The organism is Mesorhizobium sp. P3_A8 (assembly GCF_056402995.1).
Map to the genome: position 1 here is coordinate 1 of NZ_JBFUGI010000014.1, position 16549 is coordinate 16549.

Here is a 16549-nt window from a genome sequence, read left to right on the forward strand (position 1 = left end):
CCGCCCCGCCGCATCGCTTGCGACCGAAGCAAAGCGGAGGATGGCGCAGGCGCGCGTTTCTTGGTTCCGCGAGGAATGGGCTTTGCCCAGGGGAAGAAACGCGCGACGCGCCATTGCGGCATAGGCGATCGAGGCTTCAGCCGTCCTTCGGCCAGATCAGCCCGTTCGAGAGGTCGTTGGTGCGCTCGGCGAAATGAAGGGGAGGCAACGGCGGCATCGGTGGCTCAGAGACAAACCGAATTGGTTCGCCAGGACGTCAGCCTACAATAGCTAGCTCAGCATCAAAGCCTTTGCCCACCCGGTTCCAGCTGCATGCGGTGGCGTACAGCGAATGTCTCATTTGCTCCGTTCGCGTGATTGGAAGCAGCGTGTCGTGTCTAAAGCGGCGGCCCAGCAGTTGGTCCATACCCACTTGACTCCCATTCTCTTATCATAGAACAAATAGAGAACCTGCTTACATACGCTTTTTTGGAGATCAACGATCATCTTGCGGCCGGAGCCCGCCATCGACGCCTTGCGCGCGCGGATCGAGAAGATCGAAGGCCGGAGCCGGCGCGCCAGATCGGTGCTTCCTTTCGGGATCGCCGAACTGGATTCGCGCCTTCCGGGCGGCGGACTGGCGCTCGGCGCGCTGCATGAAATCGCGGGCGGCGGCAACGGCGCCATCGATGGCGCGGCCGCCGCGCTATTCGCCGGCGGCGTCGCGGCGCGCACAAGAGGCAAAGTCTTATGGTGCATCACCCGTCCCGACCTGTTTGCACCGGCGCTGGAGCAGGCCGGCCTGAAACCGGACCGCGTCATCTATGTCGAGGCCGGCGACGACAAGACAATTCTCGCTTGCATGGAAGAAGGCATCCGGCATGGCGGGTTGGGCGCGGTCGTCGGTGAAGTCGCGCGCCTGACGATGACGGCCTCGCGGCGGCTCCAGCTCGCCGCCGAAGAGGCCCATACGATCGGCATCGCGCTGCGAAGATGGCGGCGGCAGACGGAGGCGGTCGATTTCGGCCAGCCGACCGCCGCGATGACGCGCTGGCGCATCTCGGTCCTGCCCTCGGCGTCGCTGCCGGTGCCAGGCGTCGGCCGGCACCGATGGCTGGTCGAGTTGATCCGCGCCCGCGCGGGCGAGAGTGCCGATTTCGAATTGGAGGCGTGCGATGGCACGGGTCGTCTCGCTGTTCCTGCCGACTTGGCCCACCGACCGGGTGCGGCGGAAGGCCGGCGACGCCGCGCCGCCGGCTGACGCCCCGCTCGTCCTGATCGGCCGCGACAAGAACAGGCTTGTCGTGCTTGCAGCCGACGCCGCGGCACTCGCGGCCGGCCTGCGTCCCGGCATGCCCGTGACGAAGGCGCAGGTGCTGGTGCCGGGCCTTTCGATCCAAGACGCCGACCCGCAAGCGGATGCCGAGGCGCTTGAGCGGCTCGCCGTCTGGATGCTTCGTTTTGCACCGATCGTGGCGCCCGATCCGCCCGACGGGATCGTCATCGACACGACAGGCGCCGACCATCTTCATGGCGGCGAGGCCGCCATGCTCGAGGGCATGGTCGGGCGTCTGGCGATGTCGGGCATTGTCGCCCGCGCGGCGATCTCCTACAGCTGGGGCTCCGCGCATGCGTTGGCCCGGTTTGGCGGCCAGCCGATCCTCATCGCACCGGCCGGCCACAGCCAATCCATTGTCGAACCGCTCGTGCTCGAGGCGCTGCGGCTCGCGCCTTCGACGGCGACCGAGCTGCGCATGCTTGGCTTTCAACGGATCGGCGATCTCCTGGAACAGCCACGCGCGCCGCTCGCCCTGCGCTTCGGGCCGGAGATCGGCCGCCGTATCGATCAGGCCCTTGGCAACATCGCGGAACCGATCAACCAGGTTCGACCGCCGGACATCGTCGAAGTCCGCCGTGCCTTCGCCGAACCGATCGGCGCGGCCGAGACAATTGCGCGCTACATCGGCAAGCTCGTGGTCCAGCTCTGCGAACTGATGGAACGGCGCGGCCTCGGCGCGCGCCGTCTCGATCTCATCTGCCAGCGCGTCGACAGCCAGGCCCAAGCTATCCGTGTCGGCATGGCAAAGCCCGTCCGCGAGCCCAAACGGCTGACCCGGCTGCTTTGCGACAAGATCGAGACCATCGCGCCCGGCTTCGGCATCGAGACGATGATTTTGGCGGCGACTTTGGCCGAGCCCCTGGAGCGCAGTCAGGTCGAGAGCTCCTTCGTCGAGGAGAGCGTGCCCGATATATCCGACCTCATCGATACGCTAATGAACCGCGTCGGCGAACGCGCGGTCTACCGGCTTGCACCCGTTGCCAGCGACGTGCCGGAGCGTTCGGTCGGCAAGATCGCGGCGATGGCCGCCGATACCTGCGCGGGCTGGCCAGGCCATTGGCCACGGCCATCGCGCTTGCTGGCGCAACCCGATCCGGTCGAGACGGTGGCGCTGTTGCCCGATCATCCGCCGGTGTCCTTCACCTGGCGCGGGGTGCGCCGGCGCGTGAAGCGCGCAGACGGTCCGGAGCGGGTCTTCGGCGAATGGTGGAAGCGCGACGCCGAGCTGGTGGCGGTGCGCGATTATTTCCGGGTCGAGGACGAAGCCGGCGAGCGCTATTGGCTCTACCGCGCCGGCGACGGCGAGGATGCGGCGACGGGCTCGCACCGCTGGTTCCTGCATGGGGTGTTCGGATGAGCGACGTCCGTTATGCCGAACTGCAGGTCACCTCGCATTTCAGCTTCCTGCGCGGCGCGTCCTCTGCCGAAGAACTGTTTTCGCAGGCCGCTCTCCAAGGCATCGAGGCACTAGCCGTCGTCGATCGCAACAGTCTCGCCGGCATCGTTCGCGCCCATGAGGCCGCCAGAACGACGGGCGTGCGCCTCATCGTCGGCTGCCGGCTTGACCTCAATGACGGCATGTCGCTGCTGGTCTACCCGACGGACCGCGACGCCTATTCCCGCCTGTGCCGGCTGCTCTCGCTCGGCAAGGGACGCGCCGGAAAGGCGAAATGCCATCTGGAGTGGAGCGATGTCGTCGCCTACGGCGAAGGCCTCATCGCCGTGCTTCTGCCAGATCTGGCCGATGAAACCCTGGCGCTGCGCCTGCGGCATCTGCGCGAGACATTCGGTGATCGGGCCTACATGGCGCTGACGCTCAGGCGCCGGCCCAACGACCAGCTTCGCATTCACGACCTGGCAGCGCTTGCCCTCAAGATGGGGGTGCCGGACGTCGTCACCAACGACGTGCTCTTCCACGAGCCAGGACGTCGCATCCTCCAGGACGTTGTCACCGCAATCCGCCACAACATCACCATCGACGCGCTCGGCGAGCGCCGCGAGCGGCATGCCGACCGTTACCTCAAACCACCGCAGGAGATGCACCGGCTTTTCGCGCGCTATCCGGATGCCCTGGCACGCACAATCGAGATCACCGACCGCTGCCGGTTTTCCCTGGATGAGCTCGCCTACCAATACCCAGAGGAGCGCGATGACCCGTCGCTGACACCGCAGCAGGCGCTCGACAAGCTGACCTGGCAGGGCGCCGCCGCGCGCTACCCCGAGGGCGTGCCGGACAGCGTCGTCGCGTCGCTGCGCCACGAGCTGCGGTTGATCGAGAAGCTCGACTATGCGCCCTACTTCCTGACCGTGAATGCGATCGTGCGCTTCGCGCGGTCGAAGGACATCCTGTGCCAGGGTCGCGGCTCGGCCGCCAATTCGGCGGTCTGCTATGTGCTCGGCATCACCTCGATCGATCCTGGCCGCAACGACCTTTTGTTCGAGCGTTTCGTCTCCGAGGAGCGCCGCGAGCCGCCCGACATCGACGTCGATTTCGAGCACGAGCGACGCGAGATCGTCATGCAGTGGGTGTTCGACACCTATGGACGCGACCACGCAGCCTTGTGCTCAACAGTGGTCCGCTACCGCACCAAGGGAGCGCTTCGCGATGTTGGCAAGGCGCTCGGCCTGCCGGAGGATCTCATCCGCACTCTGTCCGGTCAGGTCTGGGGCTGGTCCGAGGAGGGCGTCGAGGACCGTCATGTCGAGGATCTCAACCTCAACCTCGCCGACCGCCGCCTGCGGCTGACGCTCGACCTCGCCCGCCAGTTGATGGGCGCCCCGCGCCATCTCAGCCAGCACCCCGGCGGCTTCGTGCTCACCCATGACCGTCTCGACGACTTGGTGCCGATCGAACCGGCCAGCATGAAAGACCGCCAGGTGATCGAATGGGACAAGGACGATATCGACGCACTCAAATTCATGAAAGTCGACGTGCTGGCGCTCGGCATGCTGACCTGCATGAAGAAGGGCCTCGATCTTCTCGCTGACTGCAAGGACATCCGGCTCGACCTTGCGACCATCCCGGCCGAAGATCCGCGCACCTACGCCATGATCCGGAAGGCCGATACGCTCGGCACCTTCCAGATCGAGAGCCGGGCGCAGATGTCGATGCTTCCGCGGCTGAAGCCGAGGACCTTTTACGATCTCGTGGTGCAGGTCGCGATCGTGCGCCCCGGTCCGATCCAGGGCGACATGGTCCATCCCTATCTGCGCCGCCGCGAAGGGCTGGAGCCGGTGCATTACCCGAAGCCGGAGCTCGAAAAAGTGCTCGGCAAGACGCTGGGCGTGCCGCTGTTCCAGGAACAGGCGATGCGCGTCGCCATCGAATGCGCCGGCTTCACGCCGGGCGAAGCCGACATGCTTCGCAAGTCGATGGCCACTTTCAAATTCACCGGCGGCGTGTCGTCATTCAAGATGAAGCTGATCGAGGGCATGGTGGACAATGGATACGAGCGGGCCTTCGCCGAGCAGACCTTCAAGCAGCTCGAAGGGTTCGGCTCCTACGGCTTCCCCGAAAGCCACGCCGCGTCCTTCGCGCTGATCGCCTATGCCTCGGCTTGGCTCAAATGCTGGCACCCGGACGTGTTCTGCGCGGCGCTGCTGAACAGCCAGCCGATGGGCTTCTACGCGCCGGCACAGATCGTGCGCGACGCGGCCGCGCACGGGATCGATATCCGGCCGGCCTGCGTCAACGCCTCGCGATGGGACTGCACGCTTGAGCCCGTCGCCGACGATAGCCGCTTCGCCGTCCGGCTCGGATTGCGCATGGTGCGTGGTCTGGCCAACGCCTATGCAAGCATGATCGTCGCCACGCGCGCCGATCAGCCTTTTGGCTCCGTCGATGATCTCTGGCGGCGCGCCGGCGTGCCGCAGGCTGCACTTGTCCAGCTAGCCGAAGCCGACGCGTTCCGGCCAGCACTTGGTCTCGCGCGGCGCGAGGCGCTCTGGGCGATCAAGGCGTTGCGCGACGAGCCGCTCCCCCTGTTCGCGGCCGCATCGGCTCGTGAGGCGGAGATGGTCCCGGAGATCAATGAACCGGCGGTGGTGCTTCGGCCGATGACTGCCGGCGGCGAGGTCGTGGAGGACTACCGCCACATCGGCCTGACGCTGCGCAGCCATCCGATCTCCTTCCTGCGCGAAGACCTTCGACGCCGGCGCATCGTTTCTTGCGCCGAGGCGATGGAGGCGCGCGACGGCCGATGGCTGGAAGCGGCCGGCATAGTGCTCGTCCGGCAGCGCCCTGGCTCGGCCAAGGGCGTCATGTTTATCACGATTGAGGACGAGACCGGCATTGCGAACCTCGTTGTCTGGGCGAAGGTGTTCGAGCAGCACCGGCGCACCGTTCTGTCGGCCGGCATGGTCGCGGTGCGGGGCCGCATTCAGCGCGAGGGCGAAGTGGTTCACCTCGTCGCACGGCGCATCACCGACCTTTCCGCCGAATTGGCGAGCGTCGGCGAACGCGAGGGGAGCTTTCCCGTGCCGCATGCTCGCGGCGACCAGGTGCGCAATGGCGGCTCGGGGCCTGATCCGCGCGAGCTGCCGCCCAAGGGGCTGCGCAGCCGCGACATCTACATCCCGGACCTGCACATCGACAACATCAAGGTGAAGACGCGGGATTTCAGATGACACAGATTCTTGCCCGGCTCAGGCGTCACCACTGCCAGAGCGCTCTATTACGACCATGCCGTGCATCACTTTTTCAGGTAGCTCTTGGGGCCGCTGTCAGTGATGCAGTAATGGCCGCCGCGGGGCCCGGTGCAGAAGTGTCCGTCCCGGCAACTGCACTCGCCCTCGCTTGCAGGCGCCATCTCGGCAGATCCGCCACCGACGAGACCAAGAGCTTGACTAGACGCCCGCCCATCTCAGCCGAACAGTTCTTTTTGCTGGCGCTGACCGACCCGTCGTTGCAAATAAAGGTGCTGCCCTGGCAGTGTGAGATCCCACCCTTATGACCGCTGCACGGGGTGTTCGCAGCAAAAGCCGGCTGGGCGCCAATCATGGCCAACAGCGCGGCAGAAACACACAGCCTCAACACCTCTAGGAAAGCCCCTTTATCCACCATGCAAAGCTGTAACATTGCCATTGGCAACGAAATAGTGCGCGCCTTAGCAATCGTGCTGGCCATGGTTCTCGGCGCCCACAATGCCATGGCCCTGCCGCTCGCTGGCGTCCCGTCCGTTATCGACGGAGACACAATCGAAATCCACGGCACGCGTATCCGCCTCTATGGCATCGACGCGCCCGAAAGCGCCCAGATGTGGCTCGATGGAACCGGCAAGAAATATCGCTGCGGGCAGCGGTCATCCCTGGCCCTCGCGGACTTCCTCGACGCACACCGCCCCACGTCATGCATCGAGGTCGGGAGAGACCAGTTTCGGCGCATGGTGGCTGTCTGCACAACCGGCGGCGTTGATATCGCGGAGTGGTTGGTCAGGCGCGGCTACGCCCTCGACTGGCCGAAATACAGCGATGGCTACTATGCGCGGGTCCAAGCTGAAGCTCGAGCGGCGAAGTCTGGACTATGGATCGGATCGTTTGAGCAGCCTTGGGATTGGCGCAAGAGAATGACCGTCCACTAGCGGCTCGGCGATATCCCGCCTCAGCGCCGACTTCCTGCATCAAGCTTGGTTCGTGACCAATTCTGCGACAGCTTGACCGCACGACTAAGTCGCCACACCGACAGCCCCATCAACCGACCTGCTCGACGGAGAGCGTCCCGGCCGGTAGCGGCTTGATCAGAGATTTGGCGGACACCGATGGATCAAGCCAGCTCGCCCAATCCTTCCGCTCCAGGATTACGATCTGCCGATCGTGATAGGGGGCGATGTCAGGACCCGGTTCCATCGTGAGCATGGTGAACGCTTCACCGACATCACCGGTCTCGCGCCAGATCCCGGCGATGCAGAAGATCGGCTCGTCGCGCTTGGTGAAGAGCCACTTGTCCTTGCGCTTCTTGCCCTTCTCAGTCGGGTCGGTGAACTCGTAGAAGCCATCGGCCGGAATCAGGCAGCGGTTCGAGGCGAACTCGCGGCCGTCCGAGCGGAAGTTGTAGACCGGCCGCTTGTTTTGTCCGGGCCAGCTCCACCGGCGCTGAACCAGATCACCCTCGCCGCTCGCGCCGGCGACCGGGCGGATAATCGGCCCGATATCCGTTATCTTGATATCCTCGCGCGCCTCAATGTTCGGCGAGCCTTCGCTGAAGCGGATTTTGATCTTCAGATCGGCGAAGTCCTCGACGATCGAGGCGACATCCACCATCAGCCGATAATCATTGCACATGTGTCACCCGTTTCTCGGCGTTGCGCGGCAATCATGTTCCTGTTATGTTCTTTTGACTATGAGCGCAACAGTTTTCGATTCCGATGCACCGCTCGACGAACGCCGCATCATCATAAGACGCTACGGCGGTAATGTTGAGATGCTTGAGTTGCCGTGGGGACTTCAGCCGAAGGCACCGGGCGGCCGACCGTTCGCCGTCGTGCGCGCAGAAGACCGATCGTTTCCCAGCCATCGCTGCCTCGTGCCGGCGTCCGAATTCCGGCATTGCAGCCAGGGAAAGAACCACAGCTTTCGCCTCGCGAGCGGTGATTGGTTCTATTTCGCCGGCATCTGGCGGCCAGCGACGCGCGATTGGCCGGAAGCCTACGCAATCCTCACGATCCAGGCCAACGACGATATCGCGCCCTACCATGACCGGCAGATGGTGGTGCTGCGCCGGGACGAACGCTCGGCTTGGCTCGACATGACGCACCCGGAACACGAAGTCCTTCGCCCCCTTCCCGGGAGAAGTTTCGCGATTTCGCGTCTCCGCCAGAGTCGCAGACAGGCTGAATTTGCGATCTGAAGATTGTAGGATCTTTCGGGACGAACCTTAGACGCTGGCGAAATGATATTGCAGTCAAATGGCCTCTGAAAGCGGCGCTGGCCCGCGCAAGATCATCCATGTCGACATGGATGCGTTCTATGCGTCGGTCGAACAGCGCGACAATCCAGAACTCCGCGGCAAGCCGCTTGCCGTCGGCGGAGCCGCCGCCCGCGGCGTGGTCGCGGCCGCAAGCTACGAGGCCCGCGCCTTCGGCGTTCGCTCCGCGATGCCTTCGGTCACCGCAAAGCGTAAATGCCCCGAGCTGATCTTCGTGCCGCCCCGCTTCGACGTCTACCGGGGGGTCTCGGCTCAGATCCGCGCCGTTTTCGCCGAACACACCGATCTCATCGAACCGCTCTCGCTTGACGAGGCCTATCTCGACGTGACGCAGAACCGGCTCGACATTGCGTCTGCCACGACAGTCGCCGAGATGATCAGGGCGAAGATCCTGCTGGTGACCGGTCTCACCGCTTCCGCGGGCATCTCGTACAACAAATTTCTCGCCAAGATGGCGTCCGACCAGAACAAGCCAAATGGCCAGTTCGTCATCACGCCACGTCACGGGCCTGCCTTTGTCGAGACCTTGCCAGTCAAGAAATTTCACGGCGTCGGTCCTGCGACAGCCGCGAAGATGGAAGCGCTCGGCATCGAGACCGGCGCCGATCTCAAGGAGAGGTCGCTCCCGTTCCTGCAGCAGCATTTCGGAAAGTCTGGGCTCTGGTACTATCAGATCGCGCGCGCCGTCGACGAACGCGCGGTCGAGCCGGATAGGCCACGCAAGTCGATCGGCGCCGAGGACACCTTCGCTGTCGACATCGTCGATCTCGATGCATCGCTCGCCGAACTCAAGCCGCTGGTGACCAAAGTCTGGGGATACTGCGAGGGCAAAGGCATTCGGGGCCGGACCGTCACGCTGAAGATTAAATTCGCCGACTTCCAGCAGATCACGCGCAGCCGCACGGTGGCGGTGCCGATCGAATTTTCCGATTTCGAGGAACTCGCAGGCGATCTCCTGAGGTCGGTATTTCCGCCGCGGAAAGGAATCCGCCTGTTGGGCATCACACTCTCGTCGCTGGGCGACGTGTCGCTGCCGGATCAACGTCAACTGCGGTTCGAACTGTAGCGCTGCCTCGAGCCGGGCGCAAAGGACCACCGGCCGCAACTTGTCCGGATCATCGCTCGTGTGGATCGATCTCGCGGACGATCTGGGAAACCTCTCCTTCATATTCGTCGGCCCGCACGACCGTGAGTGTTCCGTCGCCGGCGCGGAAGATGACGATGCTGACCATCAGGCTGGTGGCGAGGCTGAAGGCGAAGGCGTTGGCTTCTACGAGGGACATTTTTCCGGCTCCTGTTCTGGAAGCGGGGAGCGATCCCCGCGTGACAGGCGCCCGATGTGTCCGGCCGAGGGCCGCAATCACCGTGAAGGCAAGGCCGAAACGGCGGCACGCTTTGCGTAGTCCGACCCTTTATGGGTTGATGGCATCAGGCCCTCGGATCGGACCAAGGAATTGCGCCGACAACCGCGGGGATCGGTTCCCTGCCCTCCATTCCAGGACGAGATGCGATGTGAATCTCGTGGTTCGCCGCCTTGCCTTCATCGACGCCACACCGGCAGGATCAGTCGTCCGATCACGCGCCAAGAACGACGGAAATCAGAGCGAATGATTTGAGGCGGGTCGACTGGTGGCGCCTTCACGTGGCGCCGAACTTCATCACCGGAATGCCGAGCCTGCGGGCCTTGTCGGCGAGGTTGTCCTGAATGCCAGAGCCGGGGAAATGAATGACGCCAATCGGCAAGGTGTCGAGCATGGCGTCGTTGCGCTTGAAGGGCGCGGCCTTGGCATGCCTGGTCCAGTCCGGCTTGAAGGCAATCTGTGGCACCTTGCGACTGTGAGCCCATTTGGCCGCGATCAACTCGGCACCTTTTGGTGATCCGCCGTGTAGCAGAACCATTTCCGGATGCTTGCCATGGACCTGGTCGAGCTTGGCCCAGATCAGCAGATGATCGTTGAAATCGAGCCCGCCGGTGAAGGCGACTTTCGGTCCGGGTGGCAACAGCAGCTGGCTGTCTGCATGCTTCCTTGCGGCAACGAAGTCCCGGCTGTCGATCATTGCCGCGGTCAGGTTGCGATGGCTGACGAGAGAGCCCGAACGCGGGCGCCAGATCGAGTGGGTGTGACGCTCGTAGTGCTCGGCGGCCTGGTCGCGCATCAATTCGAAGGCGCTGCGGCGTTCGAGCAGTGTCTGACCTTGGGCGATGAGGCGCTCGAGTTCGACCGACTTAACCTCGGATCCATCTTGTTCGCGCTGCAGCCGCTGCTGGCAAAGCTCGTTTTCATCGAGCTCGCGTTCGATCCGCTTGGTCGCGCGATGGAACAGATTGACTGTACCCCACAGCAACTCCTCAAGGTCGGGCTCAAGGCGTGTGTCGGCCATCGCCACCAGGAGAGCGTCGAAGATGTCGGCGATGCTGGCTGCCACGACCCGGCCTTCGGGAAGCGGCCGCGGATCGGGTTCATCGTCGAAGGGACGGTAGCCATAGAGCTGAAGCTCCTGCAGGACGTGGTCGATGGGTGATGATGCGGGTTGCGGCTCGAAGTCGGTATCGTGCTCGGTGCTCATGGCGGCTTGCCTTCGTGGGACCGGCCGCGCCCATCGCGGCCTTCATGGCGACGAAGGCGATGGACGATCCGGACTTGCACCCGAAGCGCCAGCGCAGGGCCGGAACGGGAGTGAAGGATGGCGAAGCCCGGCTATTTTGGTTCGCGATGGAAAGGCCCGAAGACGGGGTCCCGCGCGGCTCGCCGCCCGGGGTGGCAAGGGCCGCCGGAAAATAGCCGGACGCAGCCATTGCCTGTCCGGACCGGCCGGCGCCCGATCGCCCTCTGGAAGGCCGTGGGCCGCCCCTCGCCCCAGCGGAGGTCCCCCCTGCGCACCGAGGTACGCTTAGCAAATGCCACCCCTCCCTTCCCCTTCCGGTCAGGCCGCCAGCTTCATGAAGCGTTCGACATCCCGTGGCGCGATCTGAACCCGCAGGATCCGCCTCAGCGCATCGGCGCCGAGCAGACGCAGATCCTCGTTGAAGTCGCCAAGTTTCGGCGTCAGAACCATCGCCTCGATACCGGCGGCGCTGGTGCGTTCAATGAGGGTTGCCACTGCTGCGTCGCCTGCCGGATCATTGTCGCGGGCGATGTAGAGCCGCCGCAATGTGTCAGGGAACAGGACTGCGGACAGATGCGCCGCCGACAGCGCCGCCAGTGCCGGCATGGCGGGCAGGACGGTGCGTTGCGACAGCATGGTCTCGATGCCTTCGCCGGCGGCCATGACATCACGGCAGCAGCCGAAGCGGACGGCATGACCGAGCAGTTCGCCCATGGCCCGCCTCGGCGTGTCGATCGGAGCGCGGCCGAGATTGGCCGCGCTGAATCCGCCCGGGTCGAGCCAGGTACGGTGGGCGCCGGTGAGCTTTCCTTTGAGGTCGGTGACCGTCGCGATCATTGCCGGCCATGTTTCGGTGGGGCCGCGCTCCGGACGATGATAGCAGCGCGGATGAAACCGAAGGCTCCCGGTTTCATGCAAGGCTGTAATCGCGCGTCCACGCAGATACGTCTCCACAAGCGTTCCTGGTATCGGCTGCGACATGGAGACCAGCCGCCGCGCCGCTTCGGGAGAGCCGCCGGCAGCGGGAACGGCTTGCTCCCGCCGGTCCTTTGGTTCGTTCGTCGTCAGGGGCATCGACAGAAAGCTGCGCGCCTCGTCGCAGATGTCCTTGAAATCGACAAGGCCAAGCGATTCCGAAATGACGTCCAGAAGGTCGCCATGCTCGCCGGTGGCGGCGTCAGTCCATTTGCCGGCGGCGCCCTTGCCGGAATCCGATCCCTTGAGACGGACAAACATCGAGCGCCCCGGCGCATTGCGGGCGTCGCCAACCAGCCAGTAGCGGCCCTCACGGCGACCGTTGGAAAGGTAGCGGCGGCAAACCGCCTCCGCCACTTGGGCGAGACGGCTTGCCAGTTCGGACGCATCGCGAGGCGGCATCACGTGGCCTCCCTCTCGCTGATGCGCTGTATCGGATGACGCTCGATGACCTTGGCAAGCACCGCAGGCCCGCTAGCGTCCGCGGGCACGAACATGCGCAGCTTCCAGGAGATGATCTCGTGGAAAAGTCCGTAGGCCGTTAGCCGCTCGCGCATGGTATCGGTGAAGCCCGACAGCTCGATGCGATTGGCGCCCATGATGCGGACGCGGCGCAGATGAAGTCCCTCCTCGAGGTCGAGCATCGTTCGCCCATCCGCAAGGGCGTTGAAGGCATCTTGTGCCGTCAGCATGCTCACACCGGTTGCGAGCGCGCCGGCGGCCCATGCGGCCGAAACCCTGCGTCCGATGATGCGCTCCCCCTCGTCGGTCTGGAGCCGATAGACCCGGCTCGATTCGTTTGGAAGTCGCTTCCAGATCGGCAGCAGCAGCCCCGCGACGATGTGGATGGTCGAGTCGGAGAAAGTCGGGACGCTCGCGACCTCGGCGTTCCAGGCGGCGGCGAAGGTCGCGCGATCAGCCTGCTGCCAATGACTGTCCTCCATCATACGCAGGGAGGCATGGTGTTGTTCCATCGGCCGGATCAGCCGGACGCGCCGCTCGATTTCGCCATCATCGAGCATGAACGATGGCGCCGGAACCTGCACGGCAGCACGCCCTGAGCGTTCGTTGACCAGCAGGATGGCGCGCTGGTCGTCGAGCTGGGCGACAGCTTCCTCGACGGGCACGGGCCGGTTGCGCTGGCGCTGATCGATGGTGAGGAGCTGCGTTTCGGCGCCGGTGCCCGGATGGGTGTAGATCGCCCGCCGATCGGTGACGACGAAGCTCTCCGCTCGCAGCGTTTCGAGCCCAAGATCATAAACCCCGGCAGCGATGGCGCCTTCCACCTTCGCGGTGAGCAACTGCTCGAAAGCCGCGAACAGGATGTCTTGCAGTTCGATGGTGAGCGCCAGCAGTCTATTGAGGAAAGTGGTGATCGGCGGCAACTCGTCCTTGATGCCGTTCTCGTCCGTCAGCGTCAGCCCCGTGGTCTGCTCGAACAGCTTGAGTGAGCAGCCCTCCACCTTGCCGCGGACGATCAGCAGATAGAGCTGGCGCAGCGCATCGCGCGCATAATGCGATTCCAGATTGTCCTCCGGCCGGAACAGGCCCTGCCCGCCGGTCTGGCGCTGGCCTCGCGTGATCGCGCCCAGCGTATCGAGACGCCGGGCAATCGTGGAGAGGAAGCGTTTCTCGGCCTTCACGTTGGTGGCGATCGGTCGAAAAAGCGGCGGCTGCGCCTGGTTGGTCCGATGCGTTCGGCCAAGGCCCTGGATAGCGGTATCGGCTTTCCAGCCAGGCTCCAGAAGATAATGGATGCGCAGGCGCGTGTTCCGCGCCGAAAGCTCCGCATGGTAGCTTCGGCCCGTCCCGCCGGCATCGCTGAACACCAGGATGCGCTTGACGTCATCCATGAAGGCCTGCGTCTCGGCGAGATTGGCCGATGCCGCGCGGCTCTCGACCATCAGGCGTTCGCCCTTCCTGACGATGCGTCGTGACCGGCCCGTCACCTCCGCGACCATGTCGGTACCGAAGCGTTGAACGATCTGGTCGAGCGCGCCAGGAACCGGTGGCAAGCTCGCCAGCTGCTCGATCAGGGGCGTGCGGCGCGCGACCGCCTCGCGGCTTTCAACGGGTTGGCCGTCGCGAAACACCGGCCTCGACGACAGGTTCCCTTCCGAATCCGTGAAGGGTTCGTAGAGTTGAACTGGAAAGGAATGCTCGAGGTAATCGAGCACATATTCGCGTGGCGTGATGTCGACGCGGACATCGTTCCATTCCTGCGTCGGCACCTCCGCCAACCTGCGTTCCATCAGCGCCTCGGCGGTGGAGACGATCTGAATAACGGTCGAATGCCCGAATTGGAGATCCTGCTCGATCGAGCGGATCAGCGTCGGCGTCTTCATCGATGTCAGCAGGTGACCGAAGAAGCGCTGCTTGGCGCTTTCGAAGGCCGAGCGCGCGGCGGACTTGGCCTGGCGGTTCAACGTGCCGCTGTCGCCGGTGATGTTGGCGGCCCGCATGGCCGCGTCGAGATGGTTGTGAATGACTGCAAAAGCGCCGGCATAGGCATCGTAGATCCGCCGTTGCTCAAGCGTCAGTTCATGCTCGACCAGTTCATATTCGACGCCGTCGAAGGAGAGCGAGCGTGCCGTATAGAGGCCGAGCGCGCGAAGGTCCCGGGCGAGCACCTCCATTGCTGCCACGCCGCCCGCCTCGATCGCCTCGACGAACTCCGCGCGGGTCGAGAACGGGAAGTCCTCGCCGCCCCAGAGGCCAAGCCTCTGGCCGTAAGCCAGATTGGCGACGGTTGTCGCGCCGGTGGCGGAGACATAGACGACACGGGCGCCGGGCAGAGCATGCTGCAGGCGCAAGCCGGCGCGACCTTGCTGTGAGGGTGCGACATCGCCACGTTCTCCCTTGCCGCCGCCGGCATTCTGCATGGCGTGCGCCTCGTCGAATATGAGTACTCCGTCGAAATCCGAGCCCAACCATTCGACTATCTGCCTGACGCGCGAAACCTTCTCGCCATGGTCGTCGGAGCGCAGCGTGGCATAGGTTGTAAACAGGATGCCTTCGGGAAGCGTGATGGTGCGCCCTTGCGGAAAGCGCGACAGCGGCGTGACGAGCAGACGCTCCATGCCGAGCGCGGCCCAGTCGCGCTGTGCGTCCTCAAGCAGCTTGTCTGATTTCGAGATCCACACGGCCTTGCGCCGGCCTTGCAGCCAGTTGTCGAGCACGATGCTCGCCGACTGCCGGCCCTTGCCGACACCGGTCCCGTCGCCGATGAAGAAGCCGTGCCGGAAGCGCACCGCCGCCGGCGCTTCATCGGGTGCTGCTTTGACAACATCGAGCGTGTGGTCGACTGACCACGATCCGGCGAGAAACCCGCAATGGGCCTCGCCGGCCAGGATCACCGTTTCGAGCTGCGCGTCGGAAAGGGACGTCAGGATGTCGTCAGGCAGGGTCGGGCGATAAGTGGGCTTTGGCGGCGCGACAGACGCCATCGCCGCGGACTGGACCAGCCTGGTCGGGTGCGCCTGTGAGCCGGGAATACGGATCGTTTGCAATCCATATTCCTCGTAGATCGCGTCGGTCAGCCGTGCTCCCTCGACGGGCGTCCAATCGACCGTCTCGTACGACAGTTCAACGCCGACCGGCTCGGACAGCTGCCGGTGAACTGGGCCTGTGACAGTGCGGGCGAGATAGCCGCGAACCGTCGGCGGAGTGGCAGGAACCACCCTGACCGCCTCGGCGACCGGCAGCCTTGCTGGAACGTGTTCCTCGATCCAACTGAGCAAAGCGGAGACGTCCGGCGCAACGCCGAGCGCATTCGGAATGAGGAACGTTTCACCAGCGGGCCCCTTGTCGAAGACCGTCAGTCGGGTCTCGATCATCGTGCCATGCTTGGCATAGACGGCGCCACTGATCGTGGCGGTGAAAACGACACGACCATGCTCCTGGAGGCGCACGAATGCATCGCGCCACGCTGGCATCTCCGGCCCGAAACTCGCACCGGTGATGGTGACCAGCCGGCCCCCGTCGGCAAGTCGGGCGAGGGCTGAGGCGACATGGCGATAGGCCGCATCCGCGACGCGACCACGCACATTGGCGAGGACCGAGAACGGCGGATTCATCAGCACGACGGTGGGCAAGCTGGCGGGATCGAGATGATCATCGATCTGGGCCGCGTCGAACCGCGTGACCGCAAGGGCCGGGAAGAGAATGGACAGCAGGCCAGCACGGGTCTCTGCAAATTCGTTCAGGACAAGCGAGCCGCCCGCGATCTCGGCGAGGATGGCTAGCAGCCCGGTGCCGGCGGAAGGTTCAAGGACTCGGTCGAACGCAGTTATGGCGGCCGCGGAGACGGCTGCCAGGCCCAGCGGGATAGGTGTCGAGAATTGCTGCAGCGCCTGAGTCTCCTCGGAGCGGCGGGTATGCGTGGGCAGCAGGTCGGCGATCCGGTTGAAAAGCGGTAAGGCGGATGTCATGGAGCCGGCCTTGCGCAGAAGCGACCTGCCGTATCTGCGCAGGAACAGCGCGGTCGCGGCCTCGCAGGCGTCATAGGCCATCGCCCAGTTCCAGGCGCCGCTCGTGTCGGAGGCTCCGAATGAAGCTTCCATCGCGCTTCGCAGGACGACGGCATCGACGCGCCGGCCGCATTCGAGGTGGGGGAGCAGATGCAGGGCTGCCGCGTAGACCGCTGCGGCTGGATCGACAGGCGCGGCGGAAGGGACCGAACCGCCGACTACTGCGGGAGACAAGACGTTCATTGGAGATTCTCTGGA

The 16549-nt window shown here is 64.6% G+C and carries 11 protein-coding genes; 6 read left to right on the forward strand and 5 right to left on the reverse strand.

Annotated features, from left to right (window positions below):
• Positions 1-487 precede the first annotated feature (487 nt).
• The 4 genes from AC1DX4_RS28020 to AC1DX4_RS28035 all read left to right on the forward strand — a co-directional run bounded on the left by AC1DX4_RS28020 (position 488) and on the right by AC1DX4_RS28035 (position 6897).
• Positions 488-1240 (forward strand): ImuA family protein, encoded by a 753-nt coding sequence (locus AC1DX4_RS28020; RefSeq protein ID WP_477223392.1) that lies wholly within the window; start codon positions 488-490, stop codon positions 1238-1240.
• A complete protein-coding gene (locus AC1DX4_RS28025; protein ID WP_477223393.1) occupies positions 1155-2675 on the forward strand; it encodes a DUF6504 family protein in 1521 nt (506 codons plus the stop codon). Before AC1DX4_RS28020 ends, AC1DX4_RS28025 begins: the two co-directional genes overlap by 86 nt.
• Positions 2672-5944, forward strand: a complete 3273-nt coding sequence (locus tag AC1DX4_RS28030; RefSeq protein WP_477223394.1) for an error-prone DNA polymerase — start codon at positions 2672-2674, stop codon at positions 5942-5944. Before AC1DX4_RS28025 ends, AC1DX4_RS28030 begins: the two co-directional genes overlap by 4 nt.
• 371 nt (positions 5945-6315) lie before the next feature.
• Positions 6316-6897: a thermonuclease family protein gene (locus AC1DX4_RS28035; protein ID WP_477223395.1), complete on the forward strand. Its 582-nt coding sequence runs from the start codon at positions 6316-6318 to the stop codon at positions 6895-6897.
• A gap of 109 nt (positions 6898-7006) precedes the next feature.
• Here AC1DX4_RS28035 and AC1DX4_RS28040 read toward each other — a convergent pair whose 3' ends face one another.
• Positions 7007-7597 (reverse strand): SOS response-associated peptidase, encoded by a 591-nt coding sequence (locus AC1DX4_RS28040; protein ID WP_477223396.1) that lies wholly within the window; start codon positions 7595-7597, stop codon positions 7007-7009.
• 58 nt (positions 7598-7655) lie between these two features.
• On the opposite strand from AC1DX4_RS28040, the gene AC1DX4_RS28045 reads away from it, so the two are divergent.
• Both AC1DX4_RS28045 and dinB read left to right on the forward strand, forming a co-directional pair.
• Positions 7656-8162, forward strand: a complete 507-nt coding sequence (locus AC1DX4_RS28045; protein ID WP_477223397.1) for an SOS response-associated peptidase family protein — start codon at positions 7656-7658, stop codon at positions 8160-8162.
• Positions 8163-8220: 58 nt separating this feature from the next.
• Positions 8221-9306: a DNA polymerase IV gene (gene dinB, locus AC1DX4_RS28050; protein WP_477223398.1), complete on the forward strand. Its 1086-nt coding sequence runs from the start codon at positions 8221-8223 to the stop codon at positions 9304-9306.
• Positions 9307-9355: 49 nt separating this feature from the next.
• On the opposite strand, the gene AC1DX4_RS28055 is transcribed toward dinB, so the two are convergent.
• From AC1DX4_RS28055 to AC1DX4_RS28070, 4 genes are all read right to left on the reverse strand, one after another.
• A complete protein-coding gene (locus tag AC1DX4_RS28055) occupies positions 9356-9523 on the reverse strand; it encodes a hypothetical protein (RefSeq protein WP_019863578.1) in 168 nt (55 codons plus the stop codon).
• Between the two features lie 355 nt (positions 9524-9878).
• Entirely contained in the window at positions 9879-10808 is a 930-nt protein-coding gene (locus tag AC1DX4_RS28060; RefSeq protein WP_477223399.1) for a DUF2493 domain-containing protein, read from the reverse strand.
• Between the two features lie 357 nt (positions 10809-11165).
• Entirely contained in the window at positions 11166-12224 is a 1059-nt protein-coding gene (locus AC1DX4_RS28065) for a DUF7146 domain-containing protein (RefSeq protein ID WP_477223400.1), read from the reverse strand.
• On the reverse strand, positions 12224-16534 hold the full coding sequence (locus AC1DX4_RS28070) for a strawberry notch-like NTP hydrolase domain-containing protein (protein WP_477223401.1): 4311 nt from the start codon (positions 16532-16534) through the stop codon (positions 12224-12226). The genes AC1DX4_RS28065 and AC1DX4_RS28070 overlap by 1 nt, the downstream gene beginning before the upstream one ends.
• Positions 16535-16549: the final 15 nt, after the last annotated feature.